The 17602-nt window shown below is 71.6% G+C and carries 17 protein-coding genes and 1 tRNA gene; 2 read left to right on the plus strand and 16 right to left on the minus strand.

Going from position 1 to position 17602, the window contains the following annotated elements; translation table 11 throughout:
• Positions 1–56: 56 nt before the first annotated feature.
• Both ACL00U_RS11490 and ACL00U_RS11495 read left to right on the plus strand, forming a co-directional pair.
• A complete protein-coding gene (locus ACL00U_RS11490) occupies positions 57–272 on the plus strand; it encodes a helix-turn-helix domain-containing protein (RefSeq protein ID WP_017888718.1) in 216 nt (71 codons plus the stop codon).
• Positions 273–279: 7 nt separating this feature from the next.
• Positions 280–2133: an ABC transporter ATP-binding protein gene (locus ACL00U_RS11495; RefSeq protein WP_017888717.1), complete on the plus strand. Its 1854-nt coding sequence runs from the start codon at positions 280–282 to the stop codon at positions 2131–2133.
• A 52-nt stretch (positions 2134–2185) separates the two neighbouring features.
• Here ACL00U_RS11495 and ACL00U_RS11500 read toward each other — a convergent pair whose 3' ends face one another.
• The 16 genes from ACL00U_RS11500 to ACL00U_RS11575 all read right to left on the minus strand — a co-directional run bounded on the left by ACL00U_RS11500 (position 2186) and on the right by ACL00U_RS11575 (position 16916).
• Positions 2186–3664 (minus strand): NAD-dependent succinate-semialdehyde dehydrogenase, encoded by a 1479-nt coding sequence (locus tag ACL00U_RS11500; RefSeq protein WP_071251890.1) that lies wholly within the window; start codon positions 3662–3664, stop codon positions 2186–2188.
• Between the two features lie 56 nt (positions 3665–3720).
• The gene (locus ACL00U_RS11505) at positions 3721–4341 is read right to left on the minus strand and encodes an isochorismatase family protein (RefSeq protein WP_040420065.1); all 621 of its coding nucleotides are present in this window, start codon (positions 4339–4341) and stop codon (positions 3721–3723) included.
• A 23-nt stretch (positions 4342–4364) separates the two neighbouring features.
• Positions 4365–5876, minus strand: coding sequence for a D-alanyl-D-alanine carboxypeptidase/D-alanyl-D-alanine endopeptidase (gene dacB / locus ACL00U_RS11510; RefSeq protein ID WP_017888714.1), 1512 nt, complete (start codon positions 5874–5876; stop codon positions 4365–4367).
• A 73-nt stretch (positions 5877–5949) separates the two neighbouring features.
• Positions 5950–6945: a Gfo/Idh/MocA family protein gene (locus ACL00U_RS11515; RefSeq protein WP_042538856.1), complete on the minus strand. Its 996-nt coding sequence runs from the start codon at positions 6943–6945 to the stop codon at positions 5950–5952.
• A 113-nt stretch (positions 6946–7058) separates the two neighbouring features.
• On the minus strand, positions 7059–7619 hold the full coding sequence (locus ACL00U_RS11520) for a BLUF domain-containing protein (RefSeq protein WP_140448915.1): 561 nt from the start codon (positions 7617–7619) through the stop codon (positions 7059–7061).
• 68 nt (positions 7620–7687) lie between these two features.
• On the minus strand, positions 7688–8485 hold the full coding sequence (locus tag ACL00U_RS11525) for a glycoside hydrolase family 16 protein (protein WP_412873414.1): 798 nt from the start codon (positions 8483–8485) through the stop codon (positions 7688–7690).
• A gap of 181 nt (positions 8486–8666) precedes the next feature.
• A tRNA-Thr gene (locus ACL00U_RS11530) sits at positions 8667–8739 on the minus strand.
• Positions 8740–8783: 44 nt separating this feature from the next.
• Entirely contained in the window at positions 8784–9419 is a 636-nt protein-coding gene (locus ACL00U_RS11535; RefSeq protein ID WP_017888710.1) for a TetR/AcrR family transcriptional regulator, read from the minus strand.
• A gap of 24 nt (positions 9420–9443) precedes the next feature.
• Positions 9444–10586 (minus strand): DNA polymerase III subunit delta', encoded by a 1143-nt coding sequence (locus ACL00U_RS11540; RefSeq protein WP_017888709.1) that lies wholly within the window; start codon positions 10584–10586, stop codon positions 9444–9446.
• 25 nt (positions 10587–10611) lie between these two features.
• The gene (gene tmk / locus ACL00U_RS11545; protein WP_412873415.1) at positions 10612–11247 is read right to left on the minus strand and encodes a dTMP kinase; all 636 of its coding nucleotides are present in this window, start codon (positions 11245–11247) and stop codon (positions 10612–10614) included.
• A complete protein-coding gene (topA, locus tag ACL00U_RS11550) occupies positions 11244–14060 on the minus strand; it encodes a type I DNA topoisomerase (RefSeq protein ID WP_140448967.1) in 2817 nt (938 codons plus the stop codon). Before topA ends, tmk begins: the two co-directional genes overlap by 4 nt.
• The gene (locus ACL00U_RS11555) at positions 14036–14515 is read right to left on the minus strand and encodes an Rv3654c family TadE-like protein (protein WP_412873416.1); all 480 of its coding nucleotides are present in this window, start codon (positions 14513–14515) and stop codon (positions 14036–14038) included. Before ACL00U_RS11555 ends, topA begins: the two co-directional genes overlap by 25 nt.
• A gap of 1 nt (position 14516) precedes the next feature.
• A complete protein-coding gene (locus tag ACL00U_RS11560; RefSeq protein WP_412873417.1) occupies positions 14517–14822 on the minus strand; it encodes a TadE family type IV pilus minor pilin in 306 nt (101 codons plus the stop codon).
• Positions 14823–14832: 10 nt separating this feature from the next.
• Complete coding sequence (locus ACL00U_RS11565; protein WP_071251849.1) at positions 14833–15072, minus strand: DUF4244 domain-containing protein; 240 nt, start codon at positions 15070–15072, stop codon at positions 14833–14835.
• Positions 15073–15156: 84 nt separating this feature from the next.
• Positions 15157–15990 carry a type II secretion system F family protein gene (locus ACL00U_RS11570; protein WP_042538868.1) on the minus strand — a complete coding sequence of 278 codons (834 nt, stop codon included), beginning with the start codon at positions 15988–15990 and terminating at the stop codon, positions 15157–15159.
• Positions 15987–16916 carry a CpaF family protein gene (locus ACL00U_RS11575; RefSeq protein ID WP_412873418.1) on the minus strand — a complete coding sequence of 310 codons (930 nt, stop codon included), beginning with the start codon at positions 16914–16916 and terminating at the stop codon, positions 15987–15989. Before ACL00U_RS11575 ends, ACL00U_RS11570 begins: the two co-directional genes overlap by 4 nt.
• Positions 16917–17602: the final 686 nt, after the last annotated feature.

The raw sequence follows: 17602 nt of genomic DNA on the forward strand, positions 1-17602 counted from the left end.
CAGCACTCGTCAACCCAGATTGACGAGTGTCAGTGCGTCAATGTAGGTTGACAGGCATGGACCGACCGACCATCACGAGCCTCGCGGCCGGAGCCTCGGGGGACGACCCGTTCTCCGCCCTCGCCAGCGTGCGGGAGCTGCGTCGTGAGCTCGACCGGGCCGAGGAACTCGCCGCACGCCGTGCACGCACCGCCGGCGCATCGTGGCAGGAGATCGCGACGCTGCTCGGTGTCAGCCGACAGGCAGTGCACAAGAAGTACGGCAGAAACTAGGAGCACGATGAGCTTCCCCTTCGCACGCCCGAAGACCTCCGACGGCCCCCGCGCCACGTTCGGTCGCCTGCTGTCCTACCTGTTCGAGAACAAGCCCGCGATGGTGGTCATCATCGTGCTGAGCGTCCTCGGCGCGGGGGCGTCGCTCGCCCAGCCGCTGCTGGTCAACCAGGTGATCACGGCGGTGCAGCAGGGCAACACCCTCAGCACGCTCGTGTGGCTGCTGGTCGGGCTCGTCATGATCGCGGGCGTGCTGAACGGCGTGCAGCACTTCCTGCTGCAGCGCGCGGGTGAGGGCGTGGTGCTCTCCACCCGCCGCAAGCTCATCGCGCGCATCCTCAACCTGCCCATCTCGGAGTTCGACACCCGCCGCACCGGCGACCTGGTGTCCCGCGTCGGCAGCGACACCACGCTCCTGCGCGCCGTCCTGACCCAGGGGCTCATCGAGTCGATCGGCGGCGCGCTGACGTTCGTCGGCGCCGTCATCGCGATGGCCGTCATCGACCCGCTGTTGCTCGTGATCGTCGTGGTCATCGTCCTGGTCGCGATCGTCGTCGTCGGCGGACTGAGCCGTCGCATCCGGGTCGCGTCGAAGCGCGCGCAGGAGAAGGTCGGCGACCTCACCGCCGCGGTCGAACGCGGGATCGGCGCGGTCCGCACCATCCGTGCAGCCGGCGCGACCGAGCGCGAGGTGCACGAGGTCGACGGCCACGCGACCGAGGCGTACAAGCGGGGGCTCGACATCGCCAAGATGTCCGCCTTCGTCGTCCCCGTCGCGAGCATCGTCATGCAGGTCGCGTTCATCGCCGTCCTGGGCGTCGGCGGCGCGCAGGTCGCGGCCGGCACCATCACCATCGCGACGCTCATCACGTTCATCCTGCTGCTCTTCATGATGATCATGCCGCTCGGCCAGGCGATGGGCGCGGTCGTCGCCGTCGCCCAGGCGCTCGGCGCCCTCGGCCGCATCGAGGAGATCCTGCACCTGCCGACCGAGTCCCAGGACGACGCGTCCGTCCGGCCGGCTGCGGCGGTCGCGACCGACGACGCCATCGCGTTCGAGCACGTGTCGTTCCGGTACCGCGGCCAGGCGGACGCCTCGGGTGCCGACGGCGCGGTCGCGTCCGACGCCGCGGATCACCCAGGAGGCCCGGATCGCGTCGACGACGAGCGACCGGTCGACGACGTGGTGCTCCACGACGTGTCGTTCCGCGTGCCGCGCGGGTCGCGCGTCGCACTCGTGGGTCCGTCCGGTGCCGGCAAGTCGACGACCCTGGCGCTGATCGAGCGGTTCTACGACCCCACCGACGGCGTCATCCGCCTGGGCGGCATCGACGTGCGCGGCATGGACCGCGACGAGCTCCGTGCCCAGATCGGCTACGTCGAGCAGGACGCACCCGTGCTCGCCGGCACGATCCGCGCCAACCTGCTGCTCGGGTCGCCCGACGCCACCGAGGACGACTGCGTCCGCGTGCTCGAGGCGGTCAACCTCGGCGAGGTCCTGCACCGCGACCCCCGCGGCCTCGACGCGCAGGTCGGTGAGGACGGCGTGATGCTCTCCGGCGGGGAACGGCAGCGCCTGGCCATCGCCCGTGCGCTGCTCGCCGCTCCCCCGATCCTGCTGCTCGACGAGTCGACGTCGTCCCTCGACGGGGTCAACGAGCAGAAGATGCGGCTCGCGATCGACGCCGTCGCCGAAGACCGCACGCTCCTCGTCATCGCCCACCGGCTGTCGACCGTGGTCGACTCCGACGTGATCGTCGTGCTCGAGCGCGGCCGCGTCGTGGGCAGCGGCACGCACTCCGAGCTCGTGCAGTCGACCCCGCTCTACCGCGACCTGGCGAAGCACCAGCTGCTGGTGTGAGCGTCGGTGCGGCCGCGTCCACCGCGGCCGCACCGTGGGACCACGCGCAGGCTCAGGCGGCGAACGGGTCCGGGGTGAGCACGTAGACGGTCTCGAGGTACTCCTCGATGCCCTCGTGTGCCCCCTCACGACCGAGGCCCGACGACTTCACGCCGCCGAACGGGAACGCCGCGTTCGACACGACGCCCGTGTTCAGGCCGAGCATGCCGGTCTCCAGGCGCTCGGCGAGCCGCTGACCACGCCGGAAGTCGGTCGTGAAGGCGTACGCGACGAGGCCGTACTCGGTGTCGTTCGCGAGCCGGATGCCCTCGTCCTCGGTGCTGAAGCGCGTGACCGACGCGACCGGTCCGAATATCTCCGTCGTCATGATCTCCGAGCCGGGCTGCACGTCGTCGATCACCGTCGCCTCGTAGAACGTGCCCGGACGGTCGATCCGGTGTCCGCCGGTGACGAGCCGCGCACCCCGGCCGACGGCGTCGTCGACGAGCCCGGCGGCCTTGTCCACGGCGCGGTCGTCGATGAGCGGTCCGAGCGTCGTCCCGTCCTCGGTGCCCCGGCCGACGCGCAGTGCGTCGACCTTCGCGGTGAGGGCCGCGACGAACGCGTCGGCGATGCCGTCCTGCACGAAGAACCGGTTCGCAGCGGTGCAGGCCTCGCCCGTGTTCCGGAACTTCGCGAGCATCGCGGCGTCCACAGCCGTGTCGAGGTCGGCGTCGTCGAACACGAGCAGCGGAGCGTTGCCGCCGAGCTCCATGCTCGTCTTGAGCACGTTGTCGGCCGCCTGCTTGAGCAGTGCCGACCCGACCGGCGTCGAGCCCGTGAACGTGAGCTTGCGCAGGCGCGGGTCGGCGATGATCGGTCCGGACAGTCCCTTGGCGTCGCTCGACGGGATCACGTTGAGCACACCGTCCGGCAGCCCCGCGCGGCGGAACAGCTCGACCAGGAACAGGGTCGTCAGCGGGGTCAGGTCGGCAGGCTTCGCGACCACGGTGCAACCGGCGGCCAGCGCTGGGCCGATCTTCCGGGTCGCCATCGCGAGCGGGAAGTTCCACGGCGTGATGGCGTAGACGGGGCCGACCGGACGCTTCAGCACGATCGCCCGGCCGGTGCCCTCGGGGTTCGTGCGGTAGTCGCCGGTGATGCGGACGGCCTCCTCCGAGAACCAGCGCAGGAACTCGCCGCCGTAGACGACCTCACCCCGGGCCTCGGCCAGGGGCTTGCCCATCTCGAGCGACATGAGGGCCGCCAGGTCGTCGGTGTGCTCGTGCACCAGGTCGAAGGCCCGGCGGAGGATGTCGGAACGCGTGCGCGGGGCCGTGGCCGCCCAGGACTCCTGCGCTGCGGCCGCGGCGTCGAGCGCGGCGATGCCGTCCTCGGCGCTGGCGTCGGCGACCTCGGCCAGCACGGCGCCGGTCGACGGGTCGTGCACGGCGAAGGTGGACCCGCTCGACGAGGCACGCCAGGTGCCGCCGATGAACAGGCCGGTGGGGACGCCCTGGACGCGGACGTGCTCGTCCCCGACGGTCGTCACGAGACGCGCGTCGTCCGCGGCGTCGGTGGTGGGGGTGTCGTTCGTGGTGGTTTCGGTCACAGTCGTGCTCCTCCTGGGTTCGCGAGGCCCTCGTCCATGTCGCTGCGGTCGACGTGTCCGCCGGCCGCCCGTATCTCGTCCAGCGCCCGGGCACTGCGCTCAGCGTCGACGCCGGCCACCAGGTCCTGGTACACGGCGACGTCGAGGCCCGCGGCACGGGCGTCGAGTGCCGATGCCCGGACACAGTGGTCGGTCGCCATCCCGACGACGTCGACCGTGTGCACGCGGCGTTCGGCGAGTACTGCGGCGAGCGGGACACCCGCCTCGGTCCGGGCCTGGAACGCCGAGTAGTCCGGCGTGCCCTGGCCCTTGAAGACCTCGACGTCGACCAGAGCGGTGTCGAGATCGGGATGGTAATCAGCACCCGGCGAGCCGGCGACGCAGTGCACCGGCCAGGTGTCCACGAAGTCGGGTCCCTCGGGTCCGGCGAAGTGCCCGCCGTTGTCGTCGTCGCCGTGGTGCCAGTCACGGGACGCCACGATCAGGTCGTACTCGTCCCCGTGCCGACCGAGGAACGCCGTGATGCGCTCCGCGAGCGCCGCTCCCCCGGTGACCGCGAGCGCACCGCCCTCGGTGAAGTCGTTCTGGACGTCCACGACGAGCAGTGCTCTTGCCATGGATCCATCCAACACCCGTCGGCTCAGGAGCCGGTGAGCTTGCTCCCGCACGAGTAGGTGGCGGCCGTCACCGCGTCCAGTGCCGGCAGGGCGGCCGCGCGTGGTGAACCGATGGCGTAGAAGGCGAAGGTCAACCGGGAGCCGTCAGCAGCGTCGATGTAGCCGCCGAGGGTGTTCGCGCTGTCGATCCAGCCGGTCTTCGCGTGCACCTTGCCGCGCGCGACGGCGTTCGCCCCGGTGAACCGGCTGGCGAGGGTGCCGGACTGCCCGGACACCGGCAGGGCGTTCGCGAGCGTCCCGAGGCCCTTCGCGCCCGAGGCGACCTGCACCATGAGGTGCGCGACGAACTCCGGCGACACGGCGTTCGCGGCGCTCTCGCCCGAGCCGTCCTTGATCGTGATGCCGGCCGGGTCGAGGCCGTACGAGCGGAGCGCCGACTGGTACACCGATGTCAGTGAGGCCGCCGAGCCGTTCGACCCCGACTCCTTCGACGAGATCCGGGCGAGCATCTCGGCCAGGGTGTTGTCCGAGTTCGGGATCATCTGCCCGATGAGCGTCGACACCGGCTGCGAGTTCACCGTCGCGATCGTCTCGGTACCCGTGGTCGCACGCTTGACGATCTGCGCGGAACCTGCGCCCGCGACGCCCGCGTTGGCCAGTGCCGTCCGGAACGCGGCGCCGGCACGACCGACGGGGTCCTCCGACCGGGGCGAGGTCGCCGCGGCGGGGTTCGCCCGGTCACCGTCGACCATCAGCGCGGTGACCTCCGGCTGGTACCCGATGGTGCGCTCGGACACCGGCCACGTGGGGTCCCAGGCGTCGGCGTCGCTCCAGTAGGAGTCGTCGGTGACGATCGTGGTGATCGGGGTGTCGCCGACCTTGGCCTTCACCTGCTGCGCGAGCTGCGCGAGGGTCGGGGCGCCCGGGTAGACGGTGCCACCACCGGCGGACAGGGTGGCGTCCCCGTGGCCGACCAGGGCGACGGTGTTCGCGGACTCCCGAGCGACGGTCGTCGGGATGCGGTGGTCGCCCCCGAGCACCGAGAGCGCGGTCGCCGAGGTGAGGGTCTTCATGACGCTGCCGGTCTGGGCAGCCCGCTCCCCGTTCTTCGAGAACAGGACCTTGCCCGTCTTCGCGTCCATCACGTACCCCTCGAAGTCACCGAGGCCGCTCGCCGACGCGGCGGTGGCGATCGAACAGGTCCGGAGTGCGGACGGGCCGGCCAGGTCCTTCGGCACCGCACGGGCGGCCGCGGTCGGGGTCGGGGACGGCTTCGTCGCCGGGCGCTTCGTGGTGGTCGTCGAGTCCGGCGCCGAGGACCCGCTCCGGGTCGGGCTCGGCGCGGCGGCCGACCGGGAGTCCGAGGTCGTGGCCGCCGCGACGGCGACGGCCCCACCGGAGCCGACCACCAGGAGCGCCGCGAGCCCACCCGCGATCCAGGGCACCGGGCGTCGCGCCGCGGAGGCACGCACCGCGGCGACGGCGGCGCGGAACCGCTCCGGGACGGAAGGCGGGGTGGGCTGCTGCTCGGACATCTCGACCGATCCTACGGAACTGCGGCAGGAGCCTCCAGGCCGGATGCGGGATCCGTGGCGGACGGGAGCCGGATCAGGGCGCCGTGGCGGGACCGTCGGCCGGGTAGTGGACCCCGACCTGGCGACGTGCCTCGTCCAGCACGGCCATGATCGCGACCGTCTCGTCCGGGTCCATCGGGCCGCCGTCGTGGCGGCCGGACGTGATCATCGACTCGAAGGCGTGGGCCTCGTGCGCGTAGCCGGCGAGCTCCTCGCGACCGTCGAACTCCTCGACCACGACGCCGTCTCGATCGCGGATCCGCCAGGTGGTCGGCGTGTACCAGGTGGAGTCGATGTCGATGCGGCCGGACTCACCGATGACCGACGCCGTGTTCGGGCTGCGCAGGTCCATGCCGAAGTGGATCATCGACTGTGCGCCGCCCTCGTGTGTCATCACCAGGCCCATCTGCTCGTCGACGCCCTGCTCGCTCAGCGTGCCCGCCGCGACCAGCGCTGTCGGCACCCCGAGCACGTCCACCGCGAAGGACACCGGGTAGATCCCGAGGTCGAGCATCGCTCCCCCACCGAGTGCCGGGTCGCGCAGCCGGTGGTCGGGGTCCGTCGGCAGGGCCTGGTGGTGGGTCGCCTCGACGACCATCGGGCGGCCGATGCGGCCCTCGGCGACGACCTCGCGGATCATCGCCATCTGGGGCAGGAACCGCGTCCACATCGCCTCCATCACCGCGACACCCGCCTGCCTCGCGGCGTCGACGACCGTCCGGGCCTCGGCCGCGGTCATCGTGAAGGCCTTCTCGACCAGGACGTGCTTGCCCGCGCGGATCGCGAGCAGGGCGTCCTCGGCGTGCCGGACGTGCGGGGTCGCGACGTAGACCGCGTCGACCTGGTCGTCCGCGACGAGGTCCTCGTACGACCCGTGCGCCCGCTCGACGCCGAACTCGGCGGCGAAGGCCTCGGCGTGCGCGCCGGTGCGACTGCCCACAGCCGTGAACACGACGCCTGCCGCGGTGCAGTCACCCACGAAGGAGCGTGCGATGCCGCCTGTACCGATGACTCCCCAGCGAACCGTCATGGGTCCTGTCTACCAGCGCCGCGGCGGTGGCGCCTCGCGGTGCTGGGCTGCTGCGCGGGGCTGCCGATGCTGCGCGGTGCTGGGCTGCTGCGCGGTGCGGCCGGTGCCGTGCGTCAGCGGCGGTGTTTGCCGAGCGCGGCGTCGGGAGCGGCCAGCGGGTGGTTCCGGAACCAGCGCAGGAGCTCGCGCGCGCGGCTGGTGTCCGCACTCGCGTCGCCCTGGGCGAGGAACGCGTCGAAGCCGTCGGGCAGGTCGCCATCGACCTCGCGGTGGAACGCCATCTTCCACTCGCCGAAGCGCCGGGTGTGGATGCGCTCCTCGACCAGCAGGCCGATCTCGGTGTGCCGCGGGTCGTCGGTGATCCGCCGGTAGGTCTCGAGCACGGCCGCTTCGGGACCCTCGAGCAGCTGCATGAACCGGCCGTCCTTGTAGACGAGCAGGCCGGACAGGTCGGACGCGGTGTTGTGCTCCCGCGCGTGCTCGAGCAACGCGTCGAGCAGCTCCTGGTCGAACACCTGGTTCGCCGCGCTCATGTAGACCAGGGACAGCAGCATGACGACCTCTCGGTGACGACGGAACGGGTTCCCACTCATCGTGGACCGCCCCGACGACGACGGGCAGCCCCAGAACGGGGAACGGCCCCACCCGCGCACCCGCGTCGAGGTTCGGGTCATCGACGCGAGCACACGGGTGTCGGGTCGTACGACCGGACTGATTCGGAGCCCCCGTCCGGGGGGTTTGGTCACTCCGCGTCGTAAGTGCGGACCCAGTCGATCTGGACGTGCCCCGGGGCGCCCCAGTTGCCGATCTGGAACATGTAGCGGTGCGGGGTGGTGGGCACGTTCCGCGGCACCGTGAACACGAGCTTGCCGTCGAGGTAGTACCGGATGATCTTCCCCGGCACCCACTCCGTCGTGTAGGTGTGCCAGTCGTTCCAGGACACCCGGGTGTTGTAGTGCTCGGTGCGGCGTTCGAGTCCCTGGAGCATCGAGTGGTGGAAGACCCGCGGGGAGCCGTCGAACTGGCCCTCCGGGTAGTTCAGCTCGCCGTCCGCCCAGGCGTTGGACGTCGGCCAGAGCATCACCGCGATCCCGTTGCCGTCGCCCCCGGTCGCCCGCGCACGGATGCTGAAGGTGCCGCCGACGTGCGACCAGGCGCCGGTGGGGGTGCCGAAGGTGCCGGCGGCGCCCCGCTCACCGTCCAACGCGACGTCCAGGTAGCCGTCGTGCGCGCTGATGAGCTCGTCCGAGTAGTACTTGCCGCCGGCGCCGTCGGGGTAGGGCTGCCACGAGTTCCGGTACGTCTCGGCGAAGGGACCACCGGCCGCAGCGGGGGTGTCGAAGTCTTCCGAGAAGGTCTGCTCACGGTCGGCCAGGTACGCCGGCCCGGTCGAGGACCCCGTCGGCGTCGCGGACGATGGGGCACCCGGCGACGCGGTCGACGCAGATGTCGCCCGCGACTCGGGCACGGCCGCTGCGGTCATCGCAAGCGCTCCGGCGGTGGCGGCGACCAGGACGACGACCAGCACACGCTTCAACACGGCGTCACTGCCGTCGGTGCGATGAGCTGGCGCTCGGTCATGGTGTCCCCCGTATCGCGGACAAGGTTAGTCCGCGCGAACGCCAGGGGTCTGTCCCTCGGGTGAGGGACACGGATTTCGTCCGGAATACGAAAACCCCGGTCAGAGCCACTTCGAGCAGGCCTGACCGGGGTGTTCACGGAGCCGCCTGTCGGAATCGAACCGACGACCTATTCATTACGAGTGAATCGCTCTACCGACTGAGCTAAGGCGGCGCACACTCCATGTCCGGAGTGGCACGAGCAATGACTATACAGGTTCAGACGAGTGAACGCGAAACCAGCACGCCGAGCTCGGAGAAGGACCGTTCGAGTTCGTCGACCAGGTGGGTTCCGGCCTCGGAACCCGACCACTCCCACCACGCGTGGCGCAGGGCGGCGAGGGCGACGATGGCCGCGAGACCGGCGCGGCGACGGAGCGCATCGGCGTCCGCGGCGAGCTCGGGGTCGGCGCGCTCGAGCCGACGTGCGACGGCAGCCTGCAGTTCCGCCTGGAACTCCTTCATCGACGCCATCCGCCGGCTGAACAGCTCCGGGTTGGCGCGGAGGACCTGCTGCCGCTCCTCGATGAGTCCACGTTCCTCGATCAGTTCGCGCGTGGAGTGCACGAGCAGGGTGCCGATGTCAGCGAGCAGTTCACCGTTCGGCCCCCCGGCGACGAACGTCTGCAACGCCTGGTCGTCCGGCAGCTGCGGGTCGTCGCCGAGGATCGCCTGTTCCTTGCTCGGGAAGTAGTTGAAGAACGTCCGGGGCGAGACGTCGGCACGGCGGGAGATCTCGTCCACCGTCACCGCGCCGAGGCCGTCCTCGATGGCGATCCGGAGCGCAGCCTGCTGGATGGCGCGCCGGGTGGCGCGGCGCTTCCGTTCGCGCAGGCCGGGTTCAGCGTCGGGCATGCCGTGATTCTCGCATGCCCGGCCTCAGCGGCGGGCGCGTGCGATCGTGACGAGCAGCGCTTCGAGGGCCAGCAGTGCCGCGACGTTCGCAGCGATGCGCTGACGCGCCAGGGCCACGGCGTCCAGCACCTGGAGCGCGGCGGCGGGCGGGGTCGTCGGCAGTGCGTGCTCGAGCTGCTCACGCATGGCCAGGTTGACCGGTTCCGCCGGAGCACCGAGCCCCATCAGGAGCAGGTCGCGGTACAGGGACGAGACGTCCACCAGGATCCGGTCGAGCCCGTCGCGCAGGCTCCGGGTCGCTCGGCGTTTCTGGTCGTCCTCGAGCGCACGGAGCTGCGACCGGAGTGCCGGCGGGATCGTCCCGCCCGGCTCGACACCGAGCGAGCGCAGGGCCGCGTCGCGTTCTTCCGAGTCGCGCTGCTCGGTGATGGACTTGGCGTCTTCGTCGGCGACGGCGAGGAGCTCGGCGGCAGCCATGACGGCGTCACCGACGCTCCGCACACCGAGCACGGTGGTCAGGGTCCGGCGTCGACGATCACGGGCCGGCTCGCTCGTGGCCAGGCGCTGCGCCATGCCGATGTGGCTCTGCGCCTGACGAGCGGCGTCCATCGCGAGAGCACGGTCGACACCGGTCCGGGCCACGAGCAGGTCGGCGACGGACTCGATGCCGGGCACACGCAGGCGGACCGAACGGACGCGCGACCGGATCGTCGGCAGCAGGTCGGCTTCACTGGGCGCGCAGAGGATCCACACCGTGCGCTCCGGTGGTTCCTCGAGCGCCTTGAGCAGCAGGTTCGAGGTCCGCTCGGTCATGCGGTCGGCGTCCTCGATGATGACGACGCGGTAGCGCCCGACCGACGGCGAGTAGTACGACGAGGTGACGAGCTGCCGGATCTCGTCGATCGTGATGATCACGCGCTGGGTCGTGAGCACCGAGACGTCGGGGTGGGTCTTCGCGGTGATCTGCCGCAGGGTGTGGTCGTCGTCGGGGCCGTTGCCCACGAGCGCAGCCGCGAAGGCGGTCGCCACGTTCGACCGACCGGACCCGGGCGGGCCGGTGATGAGCCACGAGTGGGTCATGCCGCCGGTACCGTCGGTCGACTCGGCTGCATTGCGCAGCGATGCGACCGCTTCTTCCTGCCCGGTCAGGCCGTCCCACACGCTCACGGGACCATCCTGTCAGTGACCACCGTCACGCTGCGTCGATCCCGACGAGCGGGGCGACCGCGCGACGGACTGCGTCCTGCACGGCATCGGTCGGAGCTGCGGCGTCGACCACGAGGAAGCGTGCGGGCTCCGCGGCCGCCATGGCGAGGAACGCCTGCCGGACGGACTCGTGGAACGCCGCGGCCTCGGACTCGAGGCGGTCGAAGGTGTCCCCCCGTGCCGCGGCCACCCGGGCACGCCCGAGCGTGACGTCGAGGTCGAGCAGGATCGTGAGGTCCGGTACCAGGCCGTCGGCGGCCCATTCCGACACCGAGCGGACCTGCTCGGCGCCGAGCCCCCGCGCGACACCCTGGTAGGCGACGGACGAGTCGATGTAGCGGTCCTGCAGCACGACGTCACCGCGTGCGATCGCCGGACGGACGACGGTCTCGACGTGCTGGGCGCGATCAGCCGCGTACAGCAGCGCCTCGGCCCGGGGCGCGACGTGGCCCCGCTCGTGCAGGACCATCTGGCGGATCCGGACGCCGAGGTCGGTGCCACCGGGCTCGCGGGTGCGCACCACCGTCCGGCCGTGCGCACCGAGCCACGCCGAGAGCAGCTCCGCCTGGGTCGTCTTGCCCGCGCCGTCGCCGCCCTCGAGCGTGATGAAGCGACCGGTCACTTCTTCTTGGCCGCCGTCCGACGAGCCGGGGTCTTCTTCTTGACGGGCCCCTTGGCGCGCTTGTCCGCGATGAGCTGGACGGCGCGGGCGTGGTCGACGGCCTCGACGTCCTCGCCCTTCGGGATGGTCGCGTTCGTCTCGCCGTCGGTGACGTACGGACCGAACCGGCCGTCCTTCATCTTGATCGCCTTGCCGGACACCGGGTCGGCGTCGAACTCCTTGAGCGCGGCACTGGCGGTGCGGCCGCCGTACTTCGGCTGTGCGAACAGCTCGAGTGCGCCGGGCAGGTCGATGTCGAAGATCGCGTCCTCGCCGGGCAGGGTCCGGGTGTCGGTCCCCTTCTTCAGGTACGGACCGTACCGGCCGTTCTGCGCCGTGATGTCGTTGCCGGTCTCCGGGTCCTGACCGACGACGCGGGGCAGGTCGAGGAGCTTCAACGCGGTCTCGAGGTCGACCGTCTGCGGGTCCATCGACTTGAAGAGCGAAGCGGTGCGTTCCTTCGGAGCCGCGGCCTTCTTCGTCGTCTTCTTCGCAGGGGCCTTCTTCGCGGGGGCCTTCTTCGCCGTCGCCGTCTCGCTCGTCGCGGTCGCAGCAGCCGCCTCGGTCGCCGGCGCCTCTGCCGGTGCAGGCGACTCGACGACCTCGCCGGTCTTCGGGTCCACGGTGGGCTCGGGCTCCGGGGTGCGCTCGGTGACGTACGGACCGAAGCGGCCGTCCTTCGCCAGGACTTCCTTGCCGGTCTCCGGGTTGATCCCGACGACGCGGTCGCCGATCACCGGAGCGTCGACGAGTTCCTTCGCCTTCGCGACGGTCAGTTCGTCGGGGGCGAGGTCCTCGGGGACGTTGACGCGCCGGGGCTTCTCGGGGTCGTCGCTCGGCACCTCGATGTAGGGACCGTACCGACCGATCCGGAGCGTGAGGCCCGGAGCGAGCTCGACCGAGTTGATCTCGCGAGCGTCGATCTCACCGAGGTTGTCGATGACCGTCCGCAGGCCGCGCTGGTCGTCGTCGCCGCCACCGAAGTAGAAGCCCTTGAGCCAGTCCACCCGGTCGGCGTCGCCGCGGGCGATGCGGTCGAGGTCTTCTTCCATCTCGGCGGTGAAGTCGTACTCCACGAGCTCGCCGAAGTACTCCTCGAGCAGGCGCACCACGCTGAAGGCGATCCAGTTCGGCACGAGCTGCGTGCCGCGGAGCGAGACGTAGCCGCGGTCGATGATCGTCGGGCTGATCGTGGGGTAGGTCGACGGGCGTCCGATCCCCAGCTCTTCCAGCGTCTTGATCAGGCTCGCCTCGGTGAAGCGCGGCGGCGGGGTGGTGTCGTGCCCCTTCGCCTCGACGTCGGTGACCGCGAGGTGCTCGCCCTTGGCCACGTTCGGCAGGGCGACGTCCTGGCCGGCGCGATCGCTGGACTCGTGCCGGTCCTCGTCGCGGCCTTCTTCGTACGCGCTGAGGAAGCCGCGGAAGGTGATGACGGTGCCGGAGGCGGTGAACTCGGCGTCGGTGCCGTTCGCGGTCGACGCGATGCCCTCCACCGACTCGGTGGAGGCGATGCCGAGCACGATCGACGCGGTCGAACCCTTGGCATCGGCCATCTGCGACGCGATGGTGCGCTTCCAGATGAGGTCGTAGAGACGCCACTCGACACCGGTCAGGGTGCCCTGGAGGTCCTGCGGGGTGCGGAAGGAGTCGCCGGCGGGACGGATCGCCTCGTGCGCCTCTTGCGCGTTCTTGCTCTTGCTCGCGTACAGGCGGGGCTTGTCGGGGACGGTGGCCGAGCCGTACAGGTCGGCCGCCTGCTTGCGGGCCGCGTCGATCGCCTGCTTCGAGAGCGAGACCGAGTCGGTACGGATGTAGGTGATGTACCCGTTCTCGTACAGCGTCTGCGCGGCACGGGCGGTCTGTCGCGGCGACAGACGGAGCTTGCGCGCGGCTTCCTGCTGGAGCGTCGACGTGGTGAACGGAGCGGCCGGGCGTCGCGTGTAGGGCTTCGAGTCGACGCTGCGGACGGTGGCGTCACCGGCGCGCTCGAGGACGGTCGTCAGCGACGCGGCAGCGGCCTCGTCGAGGCGGACGACGTCGCCGCTGAGCGCGCCGCGGTCGTCGAAGTCACGGCCGGAGGCGACGCGGGTGCCGTGGATCCGGGCGAGTCGCGCGGAGAAGGAGGACTCTCCGGCCTTCTCGAACCGGGCGGACAGGTCCCAGTAGTTGGCGGACACGAACGCCAGGCGCTCGCGCTCACGGTCGACCACGAGACGGGTGGCGGCGGACTGCACACGGCCGGCCGACAGTCCGGGGGCGACCTTGCGCCACAGGACCGGCGAGACCTCGTACCCGTAGAGACGGTCGAGGATGCGGCGGGTCTCCTGTGCGTCGACGAGGGCGGTGTCGAGCTCACGGGTGGCTTCCTGCGCGCGCTGGATCGCCTCCTTCGTGATCTCGTGGAAGACCATCCGCTTGACGGGGACCTTCGGCTTCAGGACCTGCAGCAGGTGCCACGCGATGGCTTCGCCCTCGCGGTCTTCATCTGTTGCGAGGTAGAGCTCGTCGGCGTCCTTCAGGGCGCGCTTCAGCTCGGAGACGGTCTTCTTCTTGGCGTCGGACACGACGTAGTACGGCTCGAAGCCGTTGTCGACGTCCACCGAGAACTTGCCGAGGGAGCCCTTCTTGAGCTCGGGCGGCAGGTTCTTCGGCTCGACGAGGTCGCGGATGTGTCCGACAGAGGCCTGGACTTCGTATCCGTCACCGAGGTATTGCGCGATCGTCTTCGCCTTCGCAGGGCTCTCGACGATCACGAGCTTCTTCGTGCCTGGCACGTGTCTCCTTGATCGATGGTGCTGATCGGCCCTGTCCACGAGCGTGTCCGGGTCGACCGGGACATCGGTGACCGCGGGCCGACAGGCACACCATACACATAGTGTTCGGGCGGGTTGCCTGCCGGACCGGCCACCGCGAGCGCGCCGGTGACGAACGGACCGGTGCCCACGACCACGCGGACCCGGGCCGTGGTCGCGAGGAGTTCGCAGGTGTCGAGGGTGGCCCCGTTCGCCGTCGCGATCCGGGTGGCGACCGCGCACGGCTCCCCCGACACGAGCCCGGTGGCGGCCGCAGCGGTCCCGACGGCCGCGGCGTCGGCGGCACCCTGTGCGCGGAGGGCCTGCGTGCGGTGGCCGGCTGCGGCGAGCGCCGTCGACCCGACGAGGACCCCCACGCCGAGGACCGCCACGAGCAGCACGGTCGCCGAGCCCCGTTGACCGTCGGAACTCACCACGTCAGCCCCCTCGGGCCACGGCGCACCCCGTCGCGGTCAGCGGGAGCGCCGCGAAGGGACCGGTCCCGCCGCGCGTGGCGTCGACGCACACCATGTCGCCGTCGGCCCGGACGACGATCGAGGCCCCCGGGGCGATCCGTTCGGCCGCGGACCGCCCCTGGGAGTCGTCTTCGCGACCGATCGCCCGCGCTGCGGTGGCGGCGGCGAGTTGCAGCCGACCCTGCGCATCGACGACGAGCACCGCCGCGACGAGCGCGGTCAGCACGAGGGCCACCACGGGCAGCGCGACCGCGAACTCGACCGTCACCGAGCCACGCTCACAGCGAGAGCGCGCCACGGACGAGGTCGGTGAGGATGGTCTGGACCTCGCCCGAGCGCATCACCGCGACGAGCACTCCGGCGAAGGCCACGGCGGCGAGGATGACGACCGCGTACTCGGCGGTGGCCGATCCCCGGTCGTCGCGCAGTCGGGCGCGCCACCGTGCGACGAGGGAACGGTGGCGACGGTGGCGGATGGCCCGACGGATGCGGTGGTCGGGAGGTGACGTGGTGCTCATGGAGTCCGTCCTTTCTGTTCGGTGGGACCAGCCTGTCCGGGCTGCGGTGGCGACGACGGTGTCCCGACCGCATCTGTGGAGAGGTCACCCCGGTCCGCCCACCGTGGAGGAGAGGACCCCCACCACCACGGGCACCACCCCCACGAGCACGAACGCCGGCAGGACGCACACCCCGAGCGGCAGCACCAGGCGCACGGCCAGGCGTTCCGCCGCCACGAGCCCGTCGGCAGCGGCTTCGTCGCGGACGTCCTCGGCAGCGCGTCGGAGCAGCCCCGCGGCGGGGACCCCAGCGCGCCGGGCGAGGTCGAGCACCTCCCGCAGACGATCGACGTCCCCCGCGGGTGGGACGGCTGCGGCGGACGCCTCGGCGACGGCCTGCCCGGCGGTGGTCCACGATCCGCCTCCGGCCACCGCCACGGCCCAGGCGTCGAGGAGCACCCCGGGGACGTGGCCGTCGGGCGTCGCGGAACGGACCAGCCGCGCCGTCCACCGTCGTCCGGCGAGGACGAGGGCTGCGGCGGTGCCCGAGCACACCCAGCCGGCCGGCGAACCGACCAGGACCTCGACGGCGCCCGCACCCCAGGCCGCCCCGAGGCCCAACCCGAAGAGCGGCAGCGCGAGGACGACGCGGGCGCTCGTCCGCGGACCGGCCAGGGCGACCCGGATCGCGCGGTCCGAGGCGGCGGCGCGCCGGAGCGCGCCGGCGAGCCCGCGGAGGGTCTCGGCGACGGGTGCTCCCGTCCGGTCCGCGACGCGCAGGACGACGGCGACGTCCTGCTGGGCCGGTCCGCCGGCGCCGGGCAGCCCGCCGACGAGCTGCCACGCTCGCGGCGGCGGGACACCCGCCGCGACCAGCGTCGCCACCCGGTCGAGCACCCCCGCCACCCGAGCGGGGCCGTCAGCGGTGTGTCGGCTCACCGCAGCCCGTCCACCGGGCGCACCTCGAGCCTCCCGTCCGGACCGACGTGCAACGTGCCCACGCCGCCCAGCCGCCGCTGTCCGGCTCGTCGCTCCACGTGCAGGACCAGGCCGAAGGCGCTGACGGCCTGCCGGGCCAGCGCCTCGGCACCGAGGCCGGCGAGCACTCCGAGTGCTTCGAGGCGCGCGGCGACGTCCGCGATGCCGTTGGCGTGCACCGTGCCCGCTCCGCCGTCGTGCCCGGTGTTCAGCGCGGAGAGGAGTTCGCGGACCTCGGCGCCACGGCACTCCCCCACGACGATCCGGTCGGGTCGCATCCGGAGCGCTTCGCGCACGAGTCGGTCGAGACCGAGCGCGCCGACCCCCTCGGCGTTCGCCTGCCGCGCCTCGAGCGCGACGACGTGCGGGTGGGCGATCCGGAGCTCTGCGACGTCCTCCACCGTCACGATGCGCTCGTCGACGGGGACGCTCCCGAGCATCGCCGCGAGCAGGGTGGTCTTGCCGCTGCCGGTCGCACCGGTGACCAGGACGTTCCGGCGCGCGGCGACGGCGTCCTCGACGACCGACCGCGGAACGAACGCGAAGGTCCCGCCGCGTTCGAGGGCGGCGAGCGATGGCCGGTGGACCTGTGGCAGTCGGATCGACACGGCGGTGCCCCCGACCGACACCGGGGCCAGGACGACGTGGACCCGGACACCGTCACCGTGCCGGACGTCCGCGCACGGCGTGGTCTCGTCGACGTGACGACCACCGAGCGCGACGAGGCGGGTCGCGAGTTCGCGGGCACGCGTCTCGGTCAGCCGAGGCTGGACGGTTTCGAGTCCGGTGCCGCGGTCGACCCACGTCCCCACGCCGCCGAGCACCAGGACGTCCGTCACGGCGGCGTCTGCCACCAGGGCCGCGAGTTCCTCGAACTCGACGACCACGGCCGCACGGCGACGTGCCGGCGGTGCGGCGCCGGGCAGGAACGGGGCGGAAGGAGGGGGCGGTGGCGAGAGCGCTGCCGACGCAGACGCAGACGACGTCAGCGCGTGCGACGCCGACGTGGACGAACCACGCGCAAGCGGAGAAAGCGGAGGAGCACGGTGGAGTGGCATGCCGCCGACGGTAGGGAGCGCTCGAGGGCGCCGATCGGCCGGTCCCCACTTCTGTGGACAACACCGAGCTGCCCCACCAACGGACCGGTTTGTCCCCCGAAACGGAAAGCCGTACCCCGGTCGATGATCGGACACCGATGCCACCGGGATCACCCACCGCCCCTGCTCCCGGCGTCCGGACTGGACGTAGCACCTGCTACGCAAGAACATGCAGAATGCATGCACGAGCATGGACCGGTCTGTCCACGCGACCGGCGTCCTTGTGCGGATCGGGGCACACGCCAGAGCCCGACGAGCGGCCGATGCTCGAGTCAGACCCCGGGAAACAGAAGAGGCGGCACCGGTTGGGGGGAACAGGTGCCGCCTTGACATCGAGGGATTGGGGGGAATCCGATTCGATGCCGCCGGAAACGAGTCCAGCGAGAACTACTGTACCCCACGATCACCCCTCCGGGGCAACCCCGGACACGACCTCCGGGCGTGCCGCACCCCGACCCGGCCGAGGGGTAGTCTCC

Source organism: Curtobacterium poinsettiae (genome assembly GCF_047226435.1).
Lineage (GTDB): Bacteria > Actinomycetota > Actinomycetes > Actinomycetales > Microbacteriaceae > Curtobacterium > Curtobacterium poinsettiae.

What these genes read in the sequence shown, in the direction of transcription:
- ACL00U_RS11490 (WP_017888718.1), top strand. Translation starts at nt 57, where the DNA reads ATGGACCGACCGACCATCACGAGCCTCGCGGCCGGAGCCTCGGGGGAC.
- ACL00U_RS11495 (WP_017888717.1), top strand. Translation starts at nt 280, where the DNA reads ATGAGCTTCCCCTTCGCACGCCCGAAGACCTCCGACGGCCCCCGCGCC.
- ACL00U_RS11505 (WP_040420065.1), bottom strand. Translation starts at nt 4,341, where the DNA reads ATGGCAAGAGCACTGCTCGTCGTGGACGTCCAGAACGACTTCACCGAG.
- dacB (WP_017888714.1), bottom strand. Translation starts at nt 5,876, where the DNA reads ATGTCCGAGCAGCAGCCCACCCCGCCTTCCGTCCCGGAGCGGTTCCGC.
- ACL00U_RS11515 (WP_042538856.1), bottom strand. Translation starts at nt 6,945, where the DNA reads ATGACGGTTCGCTGGGGAGTCATCGGTACAGGCGGCATCGCACGCTCC.
- ACL00U_RS11520 (WP_140448915.1), bottom strand. Translation starts at nt 7,619, where the DNA reads ATGACCCGAACCTCGACGCGGGTGCGCGGGTGGGGCCGTTCCCCGTTC.
- ACL00U_RS11535 (WP_017888710.1), bottom strand. Translation starts at nt 9,419, where the DNA reads ATGCCCGACGCTGAACCCGGCCTGCGCGAACGGAAGCGCCGCGCCACC.
- ACL00U_RS11565 (WP_071251849.1), bottom strand. Translation starts at nt 15,072, where the DNA reads ATGAGCACCACGTCACCTCCCGACCACCGCATCCGTCGGGCCATCCGC.